Origin of the sequence: Photobacterium sp. J15 (assembly GCF_963870815.1) — a bacterium.
Classification (GTDB): domain Bacteria; phylum Pseudomonadota; class Gammaproteobacteria; order Enterobacterales; family Vibrionaceae; genus Photobacterium; species Photobacterium marinum.
Genome location: NZ_CAWMUI010000001.1, coordinates 758,115 through 779,539 on the forward strand (window position 1 = coordinate 758,115; position 21,425 = coordinate 779,539).

General features: G+C 48.8%; 20 protein-coding genes. 9 read left to right on the forward strand and 11 right to left on the reverse strand.

Translation table 11 applies throughout. The features are described 5' to 3' along the window. The first annotated feature begins 6 nt into the window (after window positions 1-6). A complete protein-coding gene (locus AACQ93_RS03760) occupies window positions 7-1,248 on the forward strand; it encodes a TIGR03503 family protein (protein WP_064602312.1) in 1,242 nt (413 codons plus the stop codon). A 77-nt stretch (window positions 1,249-1,325) separates the two neighbouring features. Here the strand turns inward: AACQ93_RS03760 and fadE are convergent, their stop codons facing one another. Beyond that, a complete protein-coding gene (gene fadE / locus AACQ93_RS03765) occupies window positions 1,326-3,782 on the reverse strand; it encodes an acyl-CoA dehydrogenase FadE (protein ID WP_064602313.1) in 2,457 nt (818 codons plus the stop codon). 430 nt (window positions 3,783-4,212) lie between these two features. On the opposite strand from fadE, the gene dauA reads away from it, so the two are divergent. The 3 genes from dauA (at window position 4,213) to AACQ93_RS03780 (ending at window position 7,388) form a co-directional block, all read left to right on the forward strand. Continuing rightward, window positions 4,213-5,940 carry a C4-dicarboxylic acid transporter DauA gene (dauA, locus tag AACQ93_RS03770; protein ID WP_064602315.1) on the forward strand — a complete coding sequence of 576 codons (1,728 nt, stop codon included), beginning with the start codon at window positions 4,213-4,215 and terminating at the stop codon, window positions 5,938-5,940. Between the two features lie 62 nt (window positions 5,941-6,002). Beyond that, window positions 6,003-6,584: a D-sedoheptulose 7-phosphate isomerase gene (lpcA, locus tag AACQ93_RS03775; RefSeq protein ID WP_064602316.1), complete on the forward strand. Its 582-nt coding sequence runs from the start codon at window positions 6,003-6,005 to the stop codon at window positions 6,582-6,584. Between the two features lie 24 nt (window positions 6,585-6,608). Further along, a complete protein-coding gene (locus AACQ93_RS03780; protein ID WP_064602317.1) occupies window positions 6,609-7,388 on the forward strand; it encodes a class II glutamine amidotransferase in 780 nt (259 codons plus the stop codon). 71 nt (window positions 7,389-7,459) lie between these two features. Here the strand turns inward: AACQ93_RS03780 and purN are convergent, their stop codons facing one another. Both purN and purM read right to left on the reverse strand, forming a co-directional pair. Further along, the gene (gene purN, locus AACQ93_RS03785) at window positions 7,460-8,104 is read right to left on the reverse strand and encodes a phosphoribosylglycinamide formyltransferase (protein WP_064602319.1); all 645 of its coding nucleotides are present in this window, start codon (window positions 8,102-8,104) and stop codon (window positions 7,460-7,462) included. 4 nt (window positions 8,105-8,108) lie between these two features. Next, window positions 8,109-9,149 carry a phosphoribosylformylglycinamidine cyclo-ligase gene (purM, locus tag AACQ93_RS03790; RefSeq protein WP_064602321.1) on the reverse strand — a complete coding sequence of 347 codons (1,041 nt, stop codon included), beginning with the start codon at window positions 9,147-9,149 and terminating at the stop codon, window positions 8,109-8,111. 198 nt (window positions 9,150-9,347) lie between these two features. Between purM and upp the strand changes: the two genes are divergently transcribed. After that, on the forward strand, window positions 9,348-9,974 hold the full coding sequence (upp, locus tag AACQ93_RS03795; protein ID WP_007468347.1) for a uracil phosphoribosyltransferase: 627 nt from the start codon (window positions 9,348-9,350) through the stop codon (window positions 9,972-9,974). A 290-nt stretch (window positions 9,975-10,264) separates the two neighbouring features. Here upp and AACQ93_RS03800 read toward each other — a convergent pair whose 3' ends face one another. Further along, window positions 10,265-11,515 (reverse strand): uracil-xanthine permease family protein, encoded by a 1,251-nt coding sequence (locus AACQ93_RS03800; protein ID WP_007468349.1) that lies wholly within the window; start codon window positions 11,513-11,515, stop codon window positions 10,265-10,267. A gap of 360 nt (window positions 11,516-11,875) precedes the next feature. Here AACQ93_RS03800 and AACQ93_RS03805 point away from each other — a divergent pair, with 360 nt between their 5' ends. Further along, window positions 11,876-13,069, forward strand: coding sequence for a DUF2066 domain-containing protein (locus AACQ93_RS03805; RefSeq protein ID WP_064602323.1), 1,194 nt, complete (start codon window positions 11,876-11,878; stop codon window positions 13,067-13,069). Between the two features lie 60 nt (window positions 13,070-13,129). Here the strand turns inward: AACQ93_RS03805 and AACQ93_RS03810 are convergent, their stop codons facing one another. The 4 genes from AACQ93_RS03810 to AACQ93_RS03825 all read right to left on the reverse strand — a co-directional run bounded on the left by AACQ93_RS03810 (window position 13,130) and on the right by AACQ93_RS03825 (window position 16,123). Beyond that, window positions 13,130-13,585, reverse strand: a complete 456-nt coding sequence (locus AACQ93_RS03810; RefSeq protein WP_064602325.1) for a DUF2069 domain-containing protein — start codon at window positions 13,583-13,585, stop codon at window positions 13,130-13,132. Window positions 13,586-13,595: 10 nt separating this feature from the next. Beyond that, on the reverse strand, window positions 13,596-14,186 hold the full coding sequence (gene wrbA, locus AACQ93_RS03815) for an NAD(P)H:quinone oxidoreductase (RefSeq protein WP_064602327.1): 591 nt from the start codon (window positions 14,184-14,186) through the stop codon (window positions 13,596-13,598). Further along, a complete protein-coding gene (gene arsC / locus AACQ93_RS03820) occupies window positions 14,186-14,536 on the reverse strand; it encodes an arsenate reductase (glutaredoxin) (protein ID WP_064602329.1) in 351 nt (116 codons plus the stop codon). The genes wrbA and arsC overlap by 1 nt, the downstream gene beginning before the upstream one ends. A 132-nt stretch (window positions 14,537-14,668) precedes the next feature. Beyond that, window positions 14,669-16,123: a beta-barrel assembly-enhancing protease gene (locus tag AACQ93_RS03825; RefSeq protein WP_064606473.1), complete on the reverse strand. Its 1,455-nt coding sequence runs from the start codon at window positions 16,121-16,123 to the stop codon at window positions 14,669-14,671. 193 nt (window positions 16,124-16,316) lie between these two features. On the opposite strand from AACQ93_RS03825, the gene AACQ93_RS03830 reads away from it, so the two are divergent. Together AACQ93_RS03830 and AACQ93_RS03835 are read left to right on the forward strand one after the other, a co-directional pair. Then, on the forward strand, window positions 16,317-16,544 hold the full coding sequence (locus tag AACQ93_RS03830; RefSeq protein WP_036801012.1) for a sulfurtransferase TusA family protein: 228 nt from the start codon (window positions 16,317-16,319) through the stop codon (window positions 16,542-16,544). A 7-nt stretch (window positions 16,545-16,551) separates the two neighbouring features. After that, on the forward strand, window positions 16,552-17,631 hold the full coding sequence (locus AACQ93_RS03835) for an AI-2E family transporter (RefSeq protein WP_064602331.1): 1,080 nt from the start codon (window positions 16,552-16,554) through the stop codon (window positions 17,629-17,631). 103 nt (window positions 17,632-17,734) lie between these two features. On the opposite strand, the gene AACQ93_RS03840 is transcribed toward AACQ93_RS03835, so the two are convergent. Genes AACQ93_RS03840 through AACQ93_RS03850 form a run of 3 tightly spaced genes read right to left on the reverse strand, consistent with a single transcriptional unit; the run spans window position 17,735 to window position 20,806 of the window. Beyond that, window positions 17,735-18,001 (reverse strand): FeoB-associated Cys-rich membrane protein, encoded by a 267-nt coding sequence (locus AACQ93_RS03840; protein ID WP_064602333.1) that lies wholly within the window; start codon window positions 17,999-18,001, stop codon window positions 17,735-17,737. 2 nt (window positions 18,002-18,003) lie between these two features. Further along, window positions 18,004-20,538, reverse strand: a complete 2,535-nt coding sequence (gene feoB, locus AACQ93_RS03845) for a ferrous iron transport protein B (protein WP_064602336.1) — start codon at window positions 20,536-20,538, stop codon at window positions 18,004-18,006. A 22-nt stretch (window positions 20,539-20,560) separates the two neighbouring features. Next, complete coding sequence (locus AACQ93_RS03850) at window positions 20,561-20,806, reverse strand: FeoA family protein (RefSeq protein ID WP_064602338.1); 246 nt, start codon at window positions 20,804-20,806, stop codon at window positions 20,561-20,563. Between the two features lie 257 nt (window positions 20,807-21,063). Here AACQ93_RS03850 and AACQ93_RS03855 point away from each other — a divergent pair, with 257 nt between their 5' ends. Then, window positions 21,064-21,378 (forward strand): hypothetical protein, encoded by a 315-nt coding sequence (locus tag AACQ93_RS03855; RefSeq protein ID WP_007468371.1) that lies wholly within the window; start codon window positions 21,064-21,066, stop codon window positions 21,376-21,378. Window positions 21,379-21,425 lie beyond the last annotated feature (47 nt).

Here is a 21,425-nt window from a genome sequence, read left to right on the forward strand (position 1 = left end):
TGTTATATGAAGCGGTTATTACTTCTGGTGATCTTGCTGCCAGTGCTGTCCTGGGCTCAGGACAGTACCACTATGTCGTGGCTGGATAACCGCTTTCGGGTTGATCCTACGGTCAATCAGGTCTCGTTTGTGGTCAAACGGGATAAAGACAGTCGATCTATTGTGTTGGTTCGCCCGGACGGGGTGAAATATTACTCTTGGCGTCACCCGGAAAATGTCTCTTGGTATGACGAGCCGGGAATGGACATTATTTCGATTGAAAAGCCGATGCCCGGTCCTTGGCAGGCCGTGGGAAAGGTGACTCCAAATAATCAGGTGGCGGTGCTGTCGGATTTGAAATTGGAAGTGTCTGATTTGCCTTCACGGCTTTATCAGTCTGAAACCCTCAAGTTTACCGCTCGGCTGACTCAGGGCGGTAAGCTTCTGACCATGAGAGATTTTCTCGACCGGCTTAAGCTTTCAGTGGTGTTCTACGAATATGTTGAAGATATAGAAAGCCTGCCGGTAGAAGCCCGCCCCGGACCAATAGTCATTGGTGAATTTGCTGATGATGGACTGGATTTTGATGAGGTTCCGGGGGACGGGATTTTTACTGTGGCATTGCAGATCAATATTATGCCGGGAAAATATCGCGTTAAGCTTAATTCCGGCAACGGGATTTTCCTGCGCACGGTTGAGCAGCAGGTGCTGGTTTATCCGCCGCCGATGACGGCAAGTTTTATTCAGGGGCGCAGCTCTAATGAAGCGCACCAGGTGGTGGTAGAAAGTGAAGACGGTGCCTTGTTGCCGGGGTCTCTGGCTGCTCATATCGAGCAGGAAGATCCTGAAGGAAAGGTGATTATCAGCCAGCAGCATGCTATGGCGGATGAAGCTGAAATGAAAGTCCGGTTGCCGAATGCTAAAGCGCCGGGGCGTTATGCCTGGTCTGGTTGGTTGTATGCAACGGACAATTTTGACAAACGTGAACTGATCTTCAAGTTACCGAAGAATCATTTTGCTGTTATGGCTGAGCTGCAGCTTGATCGGAACCTTGAAGAGTTCCGGGCTTATCAGGAAGAGAAAGAGCGGCAGGCAGAGTTAAAGCGCCTTGAAGCAGAGAAGCAGGCTGCCCGTTCTAAGACCTTAAAAATTATTATGGCGGTTAACTTGCTGGTGATTGTGCTGGTGGTTGTTGTAACCTTCTTATGGCGTAAAAGGAAGCTGAAGAAGGCACTAGAAGATAAGGCATTGGTTGTGCCGACCTCATAAAAAAAGCTATGTTGCTTGCATTGTAAGAAAAATAAAAAGGGAAGCCATTGGCTTCCCTTTGTTGTTGAGTATGTTCATCAGGCGGCAATATTTTTATTTTTCTCTTCCGGTTGGTATGGCTTGGCTGCTAACTCCTGAGGGTCGAAGTCATCGACATTGATGGTGCGCAGGCGACCTTCTTCTGCACGGCGAAGCAGCTTGGCTTCCTCTTCGTTAATTGCGTTAAGCTCCAGTCCGGTTTCAGCCAGCTTGTCCAGCTGCATGAATGGGAACTTCTTGCCTGCTGCCTGGCAAATACGGTCATAAAGTGGCTCAGCGGCCAGAATGTCTTTCAGTGTTTTCTCAATCAGACCGACAGGGTTGTTTTCACAAGCCTCCAGGAACTGACCGCGACCTATGCGGCTGCGTGTTTCACATGGGGTCTGGATAATACGTGCCACTTTATGATCCAGCTTGTCAGATGGTTTTACTCGGCCTTTGCCAAGCGGGAAGATCATCGCATGCAGTACTGCGGCAATTGGACGGTTCGGGAAGTTACGCAGAAATTCGCTCAGTGCTTCCTGAGTTTGATATAGCGCATCCTGCATACCCCAGTGGACAACTGGCAGATCATCTTGTTTATAGCCTTCGTCAGCGTAACGTTTCAGTGTAGCCGAAGCCAGGTACAGCTGGCTCAGTACGTCACCGAGACGGGCAGACAGACGTTCTTTACGCTTCAGGGAGCCGCCGAGTACAGCCATGGATATGTCGGCTAATAGTGCAAGGTTGGCACTGTAGCGGTTGAGCTGCTGGTAATACCGGGCAGTGGCATCTTTACGAGGAGCGGATGAGCCGCGACCGTCCGTCAGGCCGAACCAGAAAGAGCGGACCATATTGCTGATCACAAAGCCAACATGGCCGAACAGGGCATTGTCGAAGCCGTCAATAGCCTTCTCTGCATCGTCGTTATAAGCTGCGTTCATTTCTTCCAGTACATAAGGATGGCAGCGGATTGCGCCCTGGCCGAAGATAATCATTGAGCGGGTCAGGATGTTGGCCCCTTCAACGGTCACGGCAATCGGCGCACCTTGATAACCCCGGGCAAGGAAGTTACTTGGCCCCATACAGATACCTTTACCGCCGACAATGTCCATTGCGTCAATGACACTGCGCTGGCCGCGGTGGGTACAGTGATATTTAACAATAGCTGAAATAACTGAAGGCTTTTCGCCCAGGTCGATACCAGAAACAGTCAGGCTGCTGGCAGAATCAATGACATAGGCATTACCTGCAACACGAGCCAGTGGCTCTTCGATACCTTCCATCTTACCGATTGGTAATTTGAACTGGCGGCGAATTCGGGCATAAGCACCAGTTGCCATGGCTGCGGTTTTCAGACCACCGGTTGAGTTGGACGGCAGGGTAATACCACGGCCGACAGAGAGGCATTCAACCAGCATACGCCAGCCTTGGCCAGCCATTTCCTGGCCACCGATAATGAAATCGATTGGGACAAAGACTTTGTCACCACGAGTCGGACCGTTTTGGAACGGAATATTCAGCGGGAAGTGACGACGGCCGATTTCGACACCGTCGATATCAGTTGGAATCAGCGCACAGGTGATTCCGAGCTCTTCTTCATCACCCAACAAGTGATCCGGGTCGTATAGTTTGAATGCAAGACCAAGTACAGTCGCAATCGGTGCCAGAGTGATATAGCGCTTATTCCAGGTCAGCTCCATACCCAGCACTTCTTCTCCCTGCCACATGCCTTTTTTGACAATGCCGAAATCAGGGATTGAACCGGCATCGGAACCGGCTTCAGGGCTAGTTAAGGCGAAACAAGGGATTTCCTTACCTTCCGCTAGACGAGGAAGGTAATGGTCTTTTTGATCTTTTGTACCGTAGTGCTGTAGCAGCTCACCGGGGCCGAGTGAATTCGGTACACCGACTGTTGAGGATAGTACCCCAGAAACCCCTGTCAGTTTTTGCAATACTAGAGACTGGGCATAGGCAGAAAATTCCAGACCACCGTATTCTTTTTTGATGATCATTGCGAAGAACTTGTGATCTTTGAGGTATTGCCAGACTTCGGGCGGTAGGTCTGCAAGTTCATGGGTAACCTGATAGTCACTCACCATGCGGCAGACTTCATTAACCGGACCGTCGAGGAATGCTTTTTCTTCCGCACTCAGCCGGGGGGCTGGAATGTCATGAAGCTTATTCCAGTCAGGCGCACCGCGGAATAAGTCCGCTTCCCACCAGACGGTACCGGCATCAATAGCCTCTTTTTCGGTACGTGACATTTCCGGCATAACATTCTTGAATGCCTTCAGAGCCGGTTTACTCAATAGGTTTTTACGCAACGAAATCACGTTAAGCGGAATGGCAACCAGCAGGAAAACTATCCAGCTGTACTGACCAACGATATCCAATACAGAGCCTAGAGCCAGCATGGCAACAAAGGCCGCAGTGAAGGTCCGCAGGTTGGCACGGTGGTACGCGAGTACACCGGTTATACCAATTAGCCCTAGTAGGTACACAAGTGTAACCATGATGATTCTCCTTATCGGGGCGTTGATTTTGTTATTTTCTGGGTACGGTTTACCTAAGGTAAGAGGTCTTACCACTTGTTGTAAGTGTAATGGGGGTTTTAACAGAATGTAAAATAAATTTCCGTTCTGAAAGTGAGGGGTTACGCGGAAATTTCTGGCTATCCCTTGATACAAAAGGGATTGATCAAGATCAGTGAGATTAAAAAATGTACTTGCGAAAAAAAGTCACACAATTAAGATTACCCCTCAGTGTGATGCCGTTCACGTTATTCCTGAGTTTGACATCTCCGTCAAATTAAGGTGTGGATGACTCCATGAGTCATTTGTTGCCTTTCCCGAAATCCGACTGACAATTGCCCGCCGGTTCCCTCATTCGGGATGACAGCTTTATTCATTTTGTTCTTTTGTACGTTTAGTGCAGGGGTTTGTCGTGTTGTTATTTCATGCGTTTAAGCAAGCGTGGCGTGAAGGATTCTCTTTTTCTGCGTTACGTTCAGATATTGTTGCTGGTGTTACTGTAGGTGTTGTTGCCATTCCGCTGGGTATGGCGTTGGCGATTGCCGTTGGGGTACCGCCTCAGCACGGCCTTTATACTGTTATTGTGGCAGGTTTGCTGGCGGCCCTGTTCGGTGGCTCGCGTTTTAATATTACCGGTCCGACTGCAGCCTTTGTGGTTATCCTGTTGCCGATTACTCAGCAGTATGGTTTGTCCGGCTTAATGTTGGCGACACTAATGTCCGGTGTGATCCTGCTTTTAATGGGCGTATTGCGTCTTGGTCAGCTGGTGGCCTATGTGCCGTATCCGGTGACAACCGGTTTTACTGCTGGTATTGGTCTGGTGATTGCCTTTCTTCAGCTGAAAGATCTGCTGGGTCTTTCTGTTGAAGGCAATCCTATCCATTTCCCTGAAAAAGTGATGGCTTACGCCAGTGCATTGCCTTCCGCCAGTTATGCTGATGCTGCTGTTGGTCTGGCAACAATTGCTGCCTTCATTTTGTGGGCAAGATTGAAAACCCGTTTGCCTGCTCACGTTGTCGCGTTGGTGGCCGGTACGATTATGGCTTTCATGTTCAACCAATGGGGCACCAGTCATGTCAGCCTGTTGGGTGAAAAATTCCAGTATCAGATTGGTGATTTGATTGGTCGTGGTATTCCGCAGGTATTGCCACAGTTCGTTACTCCTTGGCAGGACCCTGCGTTTGGCTGGGATCTTGTCGTTGAGCTGCTGCCGGCTGCCTTTACTATCGCCATGCTGGGTTGTATTGAATCCTTGCTGTGTGCTGTAGTGGCAGATGGTATGACAGGTACTAAGCATAATCCGAATGCTGAGCTGGTTGGCCAGGGCCTGGCTAATATGGTTGTTCCTTTCTTTGGTGGTATTCCGGCAACAGCTGCGATTGCCCGTACTGCGACTAACATCCGTGCAGGTGCATTTTCTCCGGTTTCTGCTGTTACGCATGCATTGTTTGTTCTGGCTGCGATGATTGTGCTGGCACCGATGCTGTCTTACATTCCAATGAGTGCACTAGCCGGTTTGCTGATCATGGTGGCATGGAATATGTCTGAGGCGCCGCACTTTGTGCACACATTAAAAGTGGCTCCTCGTCGCGATGTGGCAGTGTTGCTGACTTGTTTTACTCTGACTGTAGTTTTCGACATGGTTGTGGCTGTAGTTGTTGGTCTGCTGCTGGCAAGCCTGTTGTTTATCCAGCGTATTGCTACTTTGACCAATGTCTCTGTGGTTAACCGTGAGCACGAGCACCTGGACTTCGGTGAGGATGTTGTGGTGTATGACATCAATGGCCCGCTGTTCTTTGCGGCTAGTGAAAAAGCCTTCAATATGATTGAGCTTTCCGGGGTGGAGACCAGTGCCGTGGTTTTGGATTTCAGTGATGTGACCATGATGGATATTACTGCGATCCATGCCTTTGAAAGTGCGTTGGACCGTATTCACCAGTATCCGGTTATCCTGCTGGGCGTGGCACCGAATGTTGAGAAAAAGCTGGCTATTGCCGGTGTGCTTAATGCCGATAACATTTTGCTTTACTCTTCAGCCGAGTTATTACGTGAGCATTTGGCATCAAACCGTCACAATCTGCTCTCTCAGGAGTCGACACCTTCGTCAGTTTCTTTGTACACTGCCAACGAAGGCGCATAAATGTTCGGCCGGGTTTGCCCGGCTGAACAATAATATTGTATGAATAACCTGAGATTAGCCCTATGTACCAAGATTTGATTCGTGCAGAACTGAATGAAGCAGCAGAAGTACTGAACCGCTTTTTAAGTGATGATAAGAACATTGCCGATATTGAAGCGGCGGCTAAGCTGCTTGCGGAGTCATTCAAGCAAGGCGGCAAGGTGCTGTCATGTGGTAATGGTGGCTCGCATTGTGATGCAATGCATTTTGCCGAAGAGCTGACAGGTCGTTACCGTGAAAACCGTCCGGGTTATCCTGGTATCGCAATTTCAGATCCTAGTCACTTGTCATGTGTAAGTAATGACTTTGGCTATGATCATGTGTTCTCCCGTTACCTTGAAGCTGTAGGTGCAAAGGGGGATGTTTTGTTCGGTCTGTCGACATCGGGTAATTCAGGCAATATCCTGAAAGCGATTGAAGCAGCGAAGGCAAAAGGAATGAAAACTATTGCACTGACCGGTAAAGACGGCGGTAAGATGGCTGGTCTGGCTGATATCGAGATCCGCGTACCTCACTTTGGTTATGCGGATCGTATTCAGGAAGTGCATATCAAAATCATCCACATTTTGATCATGCTGGTTGAAAAAGAAATGGCTTCAAACTGATAGAGTAGAAGGGCATAACAGACAATGTGTGAATTGCTTGGCATGAGTGCCAATGTGCCAACGGATATCTGTTTTAGCTTCACTGGCTTGATGCAGCGGGGCGGTAATACCGGTCCGCACAGTGATGGCTGGGGGATCACTTTTTACGAAGGACGAGGTTTCCGTACCTTCAAAGATCCGAACCCGAGCTCTCGTTCTCGTATTGCCGAACTGGTTCAGGAATACCCGATAAAAAGCTGTGCAGTGATTAGCCATATTCGCCAGGCGAACCGTGGCGGTGTCAGCCTTGAAAACACTCACCCTTTTACCCGTGAGCTTTGGGGGCGTTATTGGACCTTTGCTCACAATGGCCAGTTGACGGAGTATCAGTCCCTTGATACCGGCCGCTTTAATCCGGTTGGCCAGACAGATAGTGAAAAAGCATTTTGCTGGCTACTGAACCAAATGGAAGAGCGGTTTCCGGTAATGCCGCAAAAGCTGGAGCCGGTGCTAGATTTTGTTGCCTCGTGCTGTGATCAACTGCGTCAGCTTGGGGTTTATAATATGTTGCTCAGTGATGGTGAGTATGTACTTACCTATTGCAGTAATAACCTGCATTGGATCACGCGTCGGGCGCCTTTTGGTCAGGCATCATTGATTGATGAGGATGTAACTATCGATTTCCAGAAGGAAACGACACCGAATGACGTGGTGACAGTGATTGCAACTCAGCCGCTGACGAATGATGAAAACTGGCACAAGATGGAAGTAGGAGAGTTCAATATGTTCCATTATGGTGAACGGATCTACAACCGAACGCTTTGACCTGCTTATCAGAAATAAAAAACGCGACGTATAGTCGCGTTTTTGTTTATTGCTGATGATGGCTGGAAGGTTCAGTCCTCGGCTGCGTAGCCGTGTTCTGCTAATGTTTCTCCGTCCAGTACGGCTTTACCGCCTTTCATTGTCAGCCTTTGTTGCAGGAACCAATTGGCAACTAAAGGGTAAATTCTATGCTCCTGCTCTTGTACCCGGGCCGTAACCTCTTCGACAGAGTCGCCGTCAAAGATTGGTACTTTTGCCTGCAGGATCACCGGGCCGCCATCAAGCTCTTCAGTAACAAAATGAACACTGGTGCCATGCTCCTTGTCTCCAGCATCAATCGCTCGCTGGTGGGTATGAAGCCCTGTGTATTTAGGTAGCAGGGATGGATGAACATTAAGCATTCGGCCCATGTAGTGGTGGACAAATTCGTCGCTCAAGATCCGCATAAATCCGGCCAAGATAACCAGATCCGGTTCAAAGCGGTCAATTTGCTCAGCCAGGGCCTGATCATAGCTTTCACGATCCTGATAATCACCGGCGGGCAGATGAACTGTCGCAATACCGACTTTGCGTGCACGTTCCAGACCATAAGCATCGGCTTTATTTGAGATCACTGCTGTAACCCTAGCGTTGCTGATGATGCCTTCCTGACAGGCATCAATCATCGCCTGCAAGTTTGAGCCGTTACCGGAGAGCAGGACCACGATACTTTTCATCGGCTTATTTGATCTCCACTTGCTCTTCACCGGATTCAGCGGTGGCAATTTCACCCAGCAACCAGGCTTGTTCGCCTTCGGCCTGCAAGATTTCGATAGCCTGGGCTACTTGTTCTTTTGGCAGGGCGATAACTAAACCGACACCACAGTTGAAGGTACGATACATTTCATAAGTATCGACATTACCTGCTTCTTGAAGCCAGTTGAAAACAACAGGCCATTGCCAGCTATTACCGTCGATCACAGCTTTTGTTCCTGCCGGTAACACGCGAGGGATATTTTCCCAGAAACCACCGCCTGTAATGTGAGAGATGGCGTGTACATCGCAGCTTTCCATCATCTTCAGGGTTGATTTAACGTAGATTTTGGTCGGTTCAAGCAGGTGTTCAGACAGAGCCTTACCTTCAAGTTGCTGGCTAAGGTCTGCTTGCGACACTTCGATGATCTTGCGGATCAGAGAGAAACCGTTGGAGTGTGGGCCGCTGGAAGCTACAGCAATCAGTGCATCACCAGAAGTAACCTTGCTGCCATCGATAATGTCAGCTTTTTCGACAACACCAACACAGAAACCCGCTACGTCGTAGTCTTCACCATGATACATTCCCGGCATTTCAGCAGTCTCACCGCCGATCAGGGCACAGCCGGACTGGATACAACCTTCACCAATACCAGCTACAACATCAGCTGCAGTATCAACATCCAGTTTGCCGGTTGCGTAGTAGTCAAGGAAGAATAGAGGCTCAGCTCCCTGAACAATTAGGTCGTTCACACACATAGCAACAAGATCGATGCCGATTGTATCGTGCTTATTCAGATCCATCGCAAGGCGCAGCTTTGTGCCAACGCCATCTGTTCCGGATACCAGTACTGGTTCCTTGTAATTGGTTGGTAGTGAGCAAAGTGCTCCGAAACCACCAATACCGCCCATCACTTCAGGGCGGTGGGTGCGTTTAACCACCCCTTTAATACGATCAACCAATGCGTTGCCTGCATCAATATCCACACCAGCATCTTTGTAACTAAGAGAAGAGTTATTGCCGCTCACCAGAGATCCCTCATCGCATTAAAGAAAATAAAAGCGGGGGTATGATAACAGCAGTCATAGCGGAAAGGAAAACGTTTGCGTCAATAAATCTCGTTGGATAAAACCTGAGCAATCAAAACGGTTACCCCTACCAGACTGCTAATGGTCTAGTGTATAATAGTGCGATTTTTTGAAATTTTGTTTGCTTAGGAGTCAGAAATGAAAGTCGTTGAGGTTAAACACCCACTTGTAAAACATAAGATTGGTCTTATGCGCGAAGGTGACATCAGCACTAAGCGATTCCGTGAGTTAGCTACGGAAGTTGGCAGCTTGCTGACATATGAAGCGACTTCAGACTTCGAAACAGAGAAGGTTACTATTGAGGGTTGGAATGGTCAAGTAGAAATTGATCAAATCAAAGGTAAAAAAGTAACCGTTGTGCCAATCCTGCGTGCTGGCCTGGGTATGATGGACGGTGTACTTGAGCACATGCCAAGCGCCCGTATCTCAACAGTTGGTATCTACCGTGATGAAGAAACACTGGAGCCGGTACCATACTTCCATAAACTGGCATCAAACATCGATGAGCGTATGGCGCTGGTTGTTGACCCAATGCTGGCAACCGGTGGTTCGATGATCGCAACTATCGACCTGCTGAAAGAGAATGGTTGTCGCTCTATTAAGGTGCTGGTACTGGTTGCTGCTCCTGAAGGTATTGCTGCGCTTGAGAAAGCTCATCCAGATGTTGAGCTTTACACTGCTGCAATCGATGAGAAGCTGAACGACAAGGGCTATATTGTTCCTGGCCTGGGCGATGCGGGTGACAAGATCTTCGGTACGAAGTGATTTTTTCCTGAAGCAATAAAAAGAAAGCCGGGCAACTGCCCGGCTTTTTGTTTGATTTTTTTACAGTGGAATTCTATCCAAGCAACAAGCTTTTGCTCATTCTTGTTTATTAAGTTCACTGGTGACAGACCAGTATATTAGCTGTATGAGTTAGCCAAAGGCTTTCCTTTCTCCGGGCGTTTTTCCTTCCTTAATTACCGGAACACTTACTTTCTCTGGTTGATATTACAAAAGCAAAAAGCGCAGAAGTGATCTTCTGCGCTGAAATTTGAAGTGTTTTTGGTGCTGAGTTAAAGCGCGCTGTCTTCGATTTGAGCGTTATCGACGACATGGTTTTCACCCAAGTCATCAGGTAGGACAAGGTTTAGCACGATTGCGACGATACCGCACAGGCTGACACCTTGAAGGCTAAATTCACCAATACCGAAAGCCATACCGCCGATACCGAATACCAGTGTGACAGCAACAATCACCAGGTTACGGGCTTTGTGCAGGTCGACCTGGTTTTTGATCAGTGTGTTCAGGCCAACTGTCGCAATTGAGCCGAACAGCAGGATCATGATACCGCCCATAACAGGGATCGGGATTGTCTGAAGAACTGCACCCAGCTTGCCGACAAATGCCAGTACCAAAGCGGTTACTGCTGCCCAGGTCATGATCACAGGGTTGAAAGCTTTAGTTAGCATAACGGCACCAGTAACTTCAGAGTAAGTAGTATTTGGTGGCGCGCCGAACATAGAAGCTGCAATGGTCGCAATACCGTCACCAGCCATAGTGCGGTGTAGACCTGGTTTTTTCAGGTAATCTTTACCTGTAACGTTGGAGATAGCCAGCATGTCACCGACGTGCTCTACTGCCGGTGCAATCGCAACCGGGATCATGAACAGCATGGCGTTAATGTTGAATTCCGGGAAGGTAAAGTTTGGCATTGCCAGCCAGCTTGCTTGTGTTACCGGTGTAAAGTCAACGACACCGAAGCCTAGGCTCAGGCCGTAGCCTGCTAGGATACCGGCCATAATCGGAACCAGTTTGAAAAAACCTTTGGCAAATACGCTGACAATAATGGTTGTCAGCAATGAAACTGTTGAAATCCACAGTGCTGTATCACCATCGATTAGCTGAACCGCCCCATCACCTGTTTTACCCAGTGCCATGTTGACGGCTGCTGGAGCCAGGCCGAGGCCGATCACCATAATAACTGGGCCGACAACGACTGGTGGCAGCAGTTTATGGATAAAAGCAACGCCACGAACTTTGATCAGAGCGCCCATACAAACATAAACCACACCGGCCATCATCAGACCACCCATGGTAGCGGCAACGCCCCAAGCCTGGACGCCATACATAATAGGAGCAATAAAAGCAAAAGAGGAAGCGAGGAAGATAGGAACGGAACGTTTAGTGATGACTTGGAAAAGGAGAGTACCGATACCGGCACCAAAGAGGGCAACATTAGGATCAAGTCCGGTTAAAAGCGGCACCAGAACCAATGCTCCAAATGCGACAAAGAGCATTTGGGCACCCTGTAATAACTGCATCATTGTAGTATTCCACCCTGTCTGTAAAAAAATCGCGAAATCCTAGCATGGATGTAATCGTTTGCCTAATTGTCGACGGTGATAACTGTTTTAAATAGTTATAAGTATTTAAAAGTGAGTTATCGATCACGGTTTTTTGAAAGCGTTACATTTAAGGCTTGCGTTTTTTCAGCCTGTTTTTGTGACCTGGTCCATAAAGAAGGGTGACTTTTAAATACGAATGAGAGAGATGTTTACTTTTTATGTGGACTGGATGCATAAAGAAATACTAAGAATAGAGAGGATTTTGTGTCAGTAGTGGTTGCTGTTTCCGGTTCGATCATTTTATGATCAGGTCTTAACTAAGTGATGAATGAGTTTTCTATGTTGCGTTTTGCTCTAATACTGTTTGCTTTATTCGCTTTGCCGCTTAAAGCTGCAAACGTCACCAACCTTTATGAGGCGCAGGTCGTACTGCCCGACACTGATAAAGAGTCGGAACAAAAAGCCCGTGAACAAGCGCTGGAGCAGGTTCTGATTAAGGTATCAGGCCAGAGCGCAATAATACAAAATGAAGTGATCCGTAAGGCGGTAGAAAACAATACCCCTTATGTAAGCCAGTTTGGTTATGGTAACCACCAAGGGCAGCAGACTCTTGAGCTGACTTTTGACCGCCGTCAGATCCGTAATTTGCTGACGCAAGCTAATGCGACGCTGTGGGATGCGCAGCGTCCGTCAGTGTTGGTGTGGGTAGTCGAAGAGGCTAACCGTGATCGCAGCATTATCTGGGATCAGTCAGGCAATGTTATCCAGCCACAGTTGAAACAGGCTGCCGATATGCGCGGCGTGCCTGTGATGATGCCGATTGGTGATTTTGAGGATATTACGGCAATTAATATTCCTGATTTATGGGGAGGCTTTGTTCAGCCGATTGCTGATGCCAGTATGCGATATCAGCCTGATGCAGTATTAGTTGCGCGTGTGCGTCAGCAGCAAGGGGAAACGGTCCAGCTTGCGTGGCACTTGTTTACCGATAAGCCGGAAAATCTGGTTTCATCGCAGGTAGCGCCTGATGAAGGGCGTACATCCGGTAGCTCTGAGCTGGCCGTGACAGAAATGATGAATCAGGTAGCTGATCTGTTGGCGGCAAAATACGCTGTACAGCTTGGCGGGGCTAGTGATGGTAAGTTCGCTATCCGTGTCGATAATATTCAGACCACAGAAGATTTCTTCATTCTGGAGCGTTTGCTGACTGATATGACTTCGGTAGCTACTGTGAATGCAAGCAAGGTGCACGGTAACAAGGTCGTATTTGATGTGAACCTGCTGAGCTCTGAGGCTGCGTTTAAACGTGAGCTGAGCCGTGATAATCGTCTGGTTCCATTAGACAGGATGAAAAAAGTGGCCATGGTAACTCCTGAAACGGAAACTCTGTTAACCGAAGAGAAAATCTTCCCGGTTGCAGAGCCTGAAACGTTGCCGCAGAACCCTCAGGCTATTGATGTCACGGCAACCGTTGACCCGTCACAGAGTAGAAGCAACCAGTATTACTGGAACCCGAACCGAATTGAGTTATAAAAAAAGCGGTGGCAGAAGCCACCGCTTTTTTATTACGGGTTAGAACCGCCTGTAATGGAGCTACCTATTTGGTTTTTCAGTTTTGCTCGTTGTTTTTTCTTCGTGAGCAGCCCGCTCTTCTTTTTCTACCTGTGACAGCTTTTTCAGTTTATTTCCCAGTTCCCGGCCCCGGTTGCGGGCAAAGAGGATATTGGCAACAAAAGCGCTGCTGGCCAGCCCTAACTCAACCATCGCCAGTAAACGTTCGCCGTCATCGACCCATAAAATGGTCAGCGCATGGAGAAAATACAGCATCAGGATAAAGTTAGCCCAGGCATGGGTGTAGGGCCTCCCCTGCAGGATCCCTTTGAGTGGTAACAGCATCGGCAAGATCCATACACCGGCCAGGATAAAGTTATTGAGGTGGGGATGAGGTGATATCGTACTTTGCCACAGGCCAACCCAAAGGATTAGCGACAGGTTGGCCGTCAGGGCGAAGTATCGCAGGTTCTGCGTTGACTTACTCATTGGTTTCATCACGTTATCCTTAACTGTTATCGGTAAGCTTGCTTGCCGTTTCAGCCAGTCGTCGTCCTAATGCCTGCGCCAGTGCAGTTTCATCGCTCTGTAGTTGTTTCTGTTGCCCCTGGTTGAGGTGAGAAGCGCCGTATGGTGTGCCTCCTGCGCGAGTGGTATGCAGCTCCGGCTCCGAGTATGGTAGCCCGACGATAAGCATGCCGTGGTGCAGAAGTGGCAGCATCATAGATTGCAGAGTGGTTTCCTGACCACCATGCATTGAGGAGGATGAAGTAAATACACAGGCTGGCTTGCCTATCAGGGTTCCGGCCAGCCACTGGGCACTGGTACTGTCGATAAAGTGTTTCAGGGGGGCGGCCATATTACCGAATCTCACCGGACTTCCCATGGCCAGGCCGCAACAGGCTTTCAGATCATCATGGGTGACAAAAGGGTCGCCATCAAACGGTGGTTCACCTAATTTCCCCATGCTGTCAATTTCAGCGACGGTGCGTAGCACTGCTTCGCAATCGTCAACCTGCTCAATGCCACGGGCAATATGCCGGGCTAGCTGGCGGGTATTGCCATGGCGACTGTAATAAAGCACCAGTATTTTGCGCATTACAGGATGTCCAGTACCTGCTCTGGCGGACGGCCCAGGGCTGCTTTGCTGCCGTTAACCACAATTGGTCGCTCGATGAGTTTAGGATTACTGGCCATCGCTTCGAACAGTTGTTCTTCGCTGACGCTCTCGTCACCTAAAGCCAGTTCTTTATAAAGTGCTTCTTTGGTGCGCATCATCTGGCGGGCAGAATCAAAACCCAATTGGTTGAGTAGGGCTTTTAGCTGGTCGACATCCGGTTTTTGCTCCAGATATTTTACAATGTCTGGGGTAATGCCTTTTTCTTCCAGCAAGGCAAGGGTCTGACGGCTCTTTGAGCAGCGCGGATTATGATAGATAGTAACTGACATGATCTCTCCTGATAGTTATACCCATTTGCCGATACCTGTTGAGCAGTAAGGTTAGCAAAATGGAGAATAATTGTTGCAGTTCCATTGTAGAGGAACTGCAACCGGTAAGAAAAGGAAAGATCGGCTATTGGATCAAAGATTTGCGAATCTGGCGCGGGCTGTGCGGAGCTGGTCAATCCGGGCATCGTAGCGAGCCTGGTCAAGAGAGTTAACATCCACAAGCTGGCTGGCTTCGATGTAATGTTGGATTGCTTTGTCCCATTGTCCTCTCAGCGCCATCAGTTCACCACGGGCCGCCAGCTCGGCATCACGACGACCGATGTTGGCATAGCCTTGAGAGAGCAGATACCAGCCATTGCTATCATCGCTGTTGTCGTAGGTGTATCGGGTCAGGACTGGAATACTTTCTGCACTACGCCCGGCTTTTTGCAGGGCATTGGCCAGATTCAGGCGAAGCACACTGTGATTTGGGTTGGCTTTGAGTGCGTTTTCAAGGCGAGTGATAGCCTGATCAAACTTATTCTCATAGATATCCAGATCAGTCGCAGCATCAATATAGAACCGGTTGTCCGGCTCAGCCTTCAGCAATGGTGTCAGTATTTCGCGGGCCTGCTGATATTTGCCTGAATCGATATAAACCAGAGCTTTACCGTAATTGAGGGCGGCTTTTTGTTTACCGTTGACTTTTTTCAACTGGCGGTTAAACCAGTCCAGAGCGGCTTCACTGTCGATGCCGGCAAAACGGGCGACAATCCGCGCTCGTGCCAGCTGATAGCGTTCAGATGTTTCTACTCGGCGAGCTGGGTACTGGTTCGCACGGTTGCGGGTATCGGAAATACGAGATTCCGGCAGCGGGTGAGTCAGCAACATGGCTGGTGGCGTACTGGCATAGCGGTACTGATCGGCCAGGCGACCAAAGAAGCGGGGCATAGCCTGAACATCAAAACCAGACTTAGCAAGGGTATTGATACCTATGCGGTCGGCTTCTTTTTCGTTACTGCGAGTGTAGTTGATCCGGCCCTGTGCTGAGGCTGCTGTGGTGGCGTGGATAGCCGCAATTCCAGCTTCTGGTGAGGCTATCGCCAGCATGAGTGAGCCAATCATCGCTGCCATTGTAGCTGGTGATTTCTTCGCTTGATCTTCCATGCTGCGGGCTAGGTGGCGCTGAGTTACGTGAGCAATTTCGTGGGCAATAACCGAGGCTAGTTCGCTCTCGTTTTTGGCATATAGGAATAGACCTGAGTGAATAGCGACATGACCGCCAAAGAATGCGAAGGCATTAATTTCACGGTTGCGGATCAGGAAAAAATTGAACGGTGTCCGGACATCATCGGCATTGGCAACCAGACGATGCCCGAGATCCTGAACATATTCCGATAGCAGGGGATCCCCAATGACTGGCATGCTGGCACGTAACATACGCATATACGCATCACCGTACTCCATTTCCTTTTCTATCGTCAGCGTTGACGCTGCTGTCGTCCCTATTTCCGGCAGGTTGTTAAAATTCTCTGCCTGAGCAGTCACACCAGACCCCAATAAGGTACAGAGTAAGAGATAAATTGGGGCCTTAGTAAATCGAAACATGTTAATAATAAAACCGCCTTTACTGGTATTCGCCTTGTCCGCAAGGAGCATTAGCGCCCTATTTTAGCTAAATCCTTGCTGAACAGTGATAACTTACATAGTCTGAGACAACGAAACCTTTCTCTGGTTTCTTTTTTGTCGCATCGATGTCAATTACAATACTTCGATGGATAATAACTGTCAGCCTGCCGGAATGGAAACCTTATCGCTAGATTTGACTGCAGAACGTTGCCCTATGGCACTGTTACTGGCCAAGCGCGCGACCAGAGAACTACATTGCGGCCAGCGTCTTGAAATTTATATTTCTGATGCAGGAGCCCGACAAGATATACCCCGTTACCTGTTAAACCATGGGTTTAATGTTGAAGAGCTCACTGCAACCTCGCAACAGCTTGTAATAATCGTGAACAAAAGGCAGTAAACATTTTATGCTGGACATGCTAACTCGCTGGTATCAGCGACGATTCTCAGATCCTCATGCCGTCAGTCTGGTTGCCATTCTGTTATTTGGCTTTCTGACAATTTATTTCTTCGGCAACCTGATCGCTCCATTGTTGGTGGCGATTGTTTTGGCGTACCTGCTGGAATGGCCTGTGATGAGGCTTACCCGGCTAGGTTTGCCGCGATCAATTTCTGTCGTGCTGGTCTTGCTCCTTTTTGCCGGACTGATGGTAATGGCTGTGTTTGGTTTGGTACCAACTATCTGGCATCAGGTAAGTAACCTGGTCGCTGATGTGCCGAATATGTTTAACGGTCTGCAGCATTTTGTATCCAGTCTGCCGGAGCGCTATCCTGATTTTGTTCAGCCGCACCAGGTTGCCACCTTTATGGATACCCTGCGTGAGAAAGTCTTGGGCATGGGCGAGAGTGTGGTTAAAGGTTCATTAGCTTCACTGGTGAGCCTGGCTACTCTGGCTGTATATCTGATTTTGGTGCCTTTGCTGGTTTTCTTCCTGCTTAAAGACAAAGAAGAAATGTTAGCAACCCTGAGTGGCCTGCTGCCTAAGAATCGCCGCCTGACCAGTAAGGTTGGTGCTGAGATGAATGAGCAGATCACCAACTATATTCGCGGCAAGGTAACAGAAATCCTGATTGTCGGGATTGTCAGCTACATTACGTTTGCGGTAATGGATCTGCGTTATGCGGTATTGTTGGGCGTACTGGTTGGTTTTTCTGTTCTGATTCCTTATATCGGTGCGGCGGCAGTAACCCTGCCAGTAGCTATGGTTGGTTTGTTCCAGTGGGGAATTAGCCCTGATTTCTGGTGGCTGCTGGTGGCTTACGGCATTATTCAGGCGCTGGACGGCAATGTGTTGGTGCCAATCCTGTTCTCGGAAGCGGTGAACCTTCATCCAGTAGCGATTATCATCGCGGTTTTGGTGTTTGGTGGTTTGTGGGGCTTCTGGGGCGTGTTCTTTGCTATCCCGTTGGCGACATTGGTGAAAGCCGTGTGGAATGCGTTGCCGTCTAATGAACCCGGTGAAGACGAAGAGCAGGCGGTGGAATAAGCTGGTTTGATCTTATCGAATCACTAATTAAAAAAATGCCCGCAGGTGATGCGGGCATTTTTGTATTGGTTTTGGGTAAATGCGGTTATTTACTCGTTCTTTGTCACTGGTTCGCTGATGATGATGTGGTTTCATCATCGATAGGGCGCAGGGTGGCAATTGTCCCCATCGTCTGGCAATGAGACTTACGAGGAGTGGCTTTGCCGCAGCCGTTGCACCCGGCGCAGCGCCCTTGCTTCTTCCACCATTTGAAATAGAGATAAACCAGCGCAGTAAAGACGACCAGACTGACAACGACGATATCTGTCCAGTCAGTATTTGCAGTTAGGTCCGGCATAACAGGTAAAGTCTGTGCAGTCTTGGTTGTCATAATTATACTCCGTGGTTACTCAGTGCTGAGGGTGTTGAGCCGGGCATAAGCTTGTGCTTCAGAGCCGGGTAAAAACCGACTATCAACAGTAATGCCAGCCCACTGAAGTAAGCGCCGCTCATCATGGTGATACCGGATACACCCAGAGCCATTCCCAAGGTATAGGTGGTACTGGCGACACCCAGGCCAAGGGCTGTCGGGAAGATCAGTGCTAGCAGCATCCAGCGATATTGACCGGTCTGAACCCTAACCATGATGGTGGTTGCCAGACATGGCGGATACAGTGCAAAGAACAGGAGCATTGCAACAGCGGTCAGTGATGTAATGTTGTTGCTCTGATCACCCATACGTTTTTCCAGCGTATTGTTCTGGTCATCTTCCTGTTGGAACAGAACGCCAAGGGTGGCAACGCTGCTTTCTCGTGCGGCGAAGGAAGACAGCAGAGCGACGTTGATCTTCCAGTCGAAGCCGGCAAATTGGGTGGCTGGCTCCAGTGAACGACCGATTGAGCCAAGTACCGAGTTGGTCAGGCGTTCTTCTTTAATCTCACGACGAATCGATTTGCGTGCGCTGACCAATTTGCGAAGAGCACGGTTGGCTTTCTTGGCATTTTTGTCGCCTTTCGGTGCTTTTACAAACGGGTAGAACTCAGGATTTCGCTCTTCGAATGTAGCATTGACCGCTCTGGAGGCTTCAGCACCGCTGGCATTGAGCTTGGCGCGTTTGTAATCGTTATAGAAATTCACCAGTGAAACCAACCGTTCGCCCTGAGCAATTTCAAGGTACGGGTTGTTTTTCATCTTCTTGTTGAATGTGTTAACCGCCTGTTCTGCGCGTTGCTGATAGAAGGTTTCGCGTTCCTGAGGCAGACCCGGATATTGCAGTAAGGTGAAAATTACGACAGATACTGCGACAACGATGGTGCCGACCTTCTTGATATAAATCCAGGTACGTTCGAACGCACGGGTTAGTACTGCTCTGACTGTAGGCAGGTTGTAACGTGGCAGCTCAATGACAAACGGTGCACTCTCTTCACCGCGAAGAACAGTGACAGACAGCAGTTTGGCAACCAGCAGAGCCGCAATGATGGTCATTGTTGAGATGTAGAACATCATCAATGCTTTGTCCTGCTCGAAGAATATGCCGACCAGTAGCGTATAAAGCGGAACTTTAGCCAGACAGTTCATGAAAGGAACCGTCAGGATAGTCGCCATGCGGGCACGATGATCCGGGATCCCCTTGGTTGCCATGATACCCGGTACGGCACAGCCGCCGGCAAAGACACCACTAAGGATCATAGGCAAAGTGCTTTGCCCGTGCAGGCCGAAGCGGTTCAGGATCTTGTCGACCACAAAAGCAATACGGGCCATGTAACCTGAATCTTCAAGTATTGCGATCAGGGCGAACAGGATCAGGAAGATTGGCACATAGTTCAGCAGTGTGTTGGCTGAATCGACAATCCACAGTCCCAGTGAGCGGGTGTATGGGTCAAACAGGAAGCCGGCTTCCGGCAGCAGTCCGGCAACCAGTTCACGCATGCTGGCAAGGTAAGGCCAGGTATAGTTAGTCAGCTCATAGCCTTGAACAATCGCCAGCTGATAAATCATAAAGACGGTTAGTACAAGGAAAATAGGTGCCAGTACGCGGTTCAGTACCAGTTTATCAATGCGTTGTGACAACGTCGGACCTTTACTTGGCGCAACGTTGACTGCAGCCTTCAGCATTGCCTGAATAAAGGCTTCACGTTCGGCTGCGATATAGTCATTGATGCTGGTGTCATGTTGCTGTTCAAACTGTGAGCGTTGCTTAGTAACAATATCACGCAGTATTGATAGCTCTGATTCGGATAGAACTTCCGCCAGTTTGGTGTAGATCTGGCTGTCGTTTTCCAGCATTTTGAGTTTAAGCCAGCGGTAAGGCAGTTCCGCAATTCGCGCTTCCAGCGGAGCAAGGGCGGTATTCAAAACGGCCATGGCTTCGTTCAAAGCAGGGTATTCGGGAAGTTTATCCTGCGTTGTTTGTGGATCATTTGAAGCTTTGATTGTGTTAGCTTCAATAACGTTACAGAGTTCTTCGCGTCCTTCCCCTTTGCGACCTACAGTCGTTACTACCGGTATGGCCAGGTATTGGTTGAGCGCTTCAGTATCAATCACAATTCCCTGCTTTTTTGCCACGTCCATCATGTTCAGAGCCAGTACGGTCGGGCACTCCATTTCAAGTAACTGCACCGTCAGGTGTAGGGAACGCTTCAGGTTGGCAGCATCGACAACGTTGATGACCAGGTCCGGTTTTTCGGCGCAGAGGAAGTCTCGTGCTACCCGTTCTTCCAGTGAAAATGAAGACAGGCTGTACGTACCTGGAAGATCAACGGCTTGGTAGGACTGACCTTGATGGCGGAAATAACCGTATTTCTTGTCAACGGTGACGCCGGGGTAATTGGCGATATGCTGTCGCGCCCCGGTAAGCAAATTAAACAGTGTGGATTTACCGGCATTCTGTTGACCTGACAGGGCAACCAGCGGCGTGCGATTGGTCATTATTGCGTTCCTTACTTAGGCATTAACAACATGCTTCAGAATGAGCAGTGGTTGTCACTTCAATACCTGCGGCTTCTGAACGGCGCAGTGAAACATGGGTGTTATCAATTTTAATCTCGATGGGATCACCAAGTGGTGCACTTCTGATCATGGTTACAACCGCCTGAGGCATGATGCCCAGATCCATCAGGCGTTGCCTGATCATGCCGGTAGCAAGATGACGGTGAACAACAACAGTTTGGTTTGGAAGGATATCGTTCAGTGTCATAAATACTGCTCACAAGTTGTCAAATTGGAATAAAAATTAGTGGTGATGTCATAGACATTATTTATAAAAATCAATAACTTTCAAGCTAGATGAGAATCGTTATCAATTTTATTGATCTATCTCAATAAAACTGCAAACAAGAGAGATTCTCATTTGAGGTGTTGCTATCTTGTGTCCCGATATTCAGGATGCTGCTTACATAGCTCTTAATAATTGAGGGCGGCAAGCTCCGCTAACAACAGAAATCAGGTCACGACATGAATAAAAAACAACTTTCATTTGCGCTCATGTTCTCCATGATGCCGCTTGCTGCTATGGCTCATACCCCTCTGTGCTCCTGTTACGACAACGGTGACGGTACCGTGTTGTGTGAGGGGGGCTTCTCTGATGGTTCATCGGCGGCAGGTGTGGAACTGACCGTGGTTGATGCCAATGGAAAGGCTTTGATTAACGGCAAGATGAGCGAGGATAGTGAGTTCGAATTTAATAAGCCTGAAGGTGATTACAAGGTTCAGTTCAATGCTGGTCCGGGTCACCTGGTTGAAATTTCAAGTGAAGATATCACCGAGTAATACGCAGTCATGAGGCTGAGCCTCTAAGTATAAAGGAATAACATAAA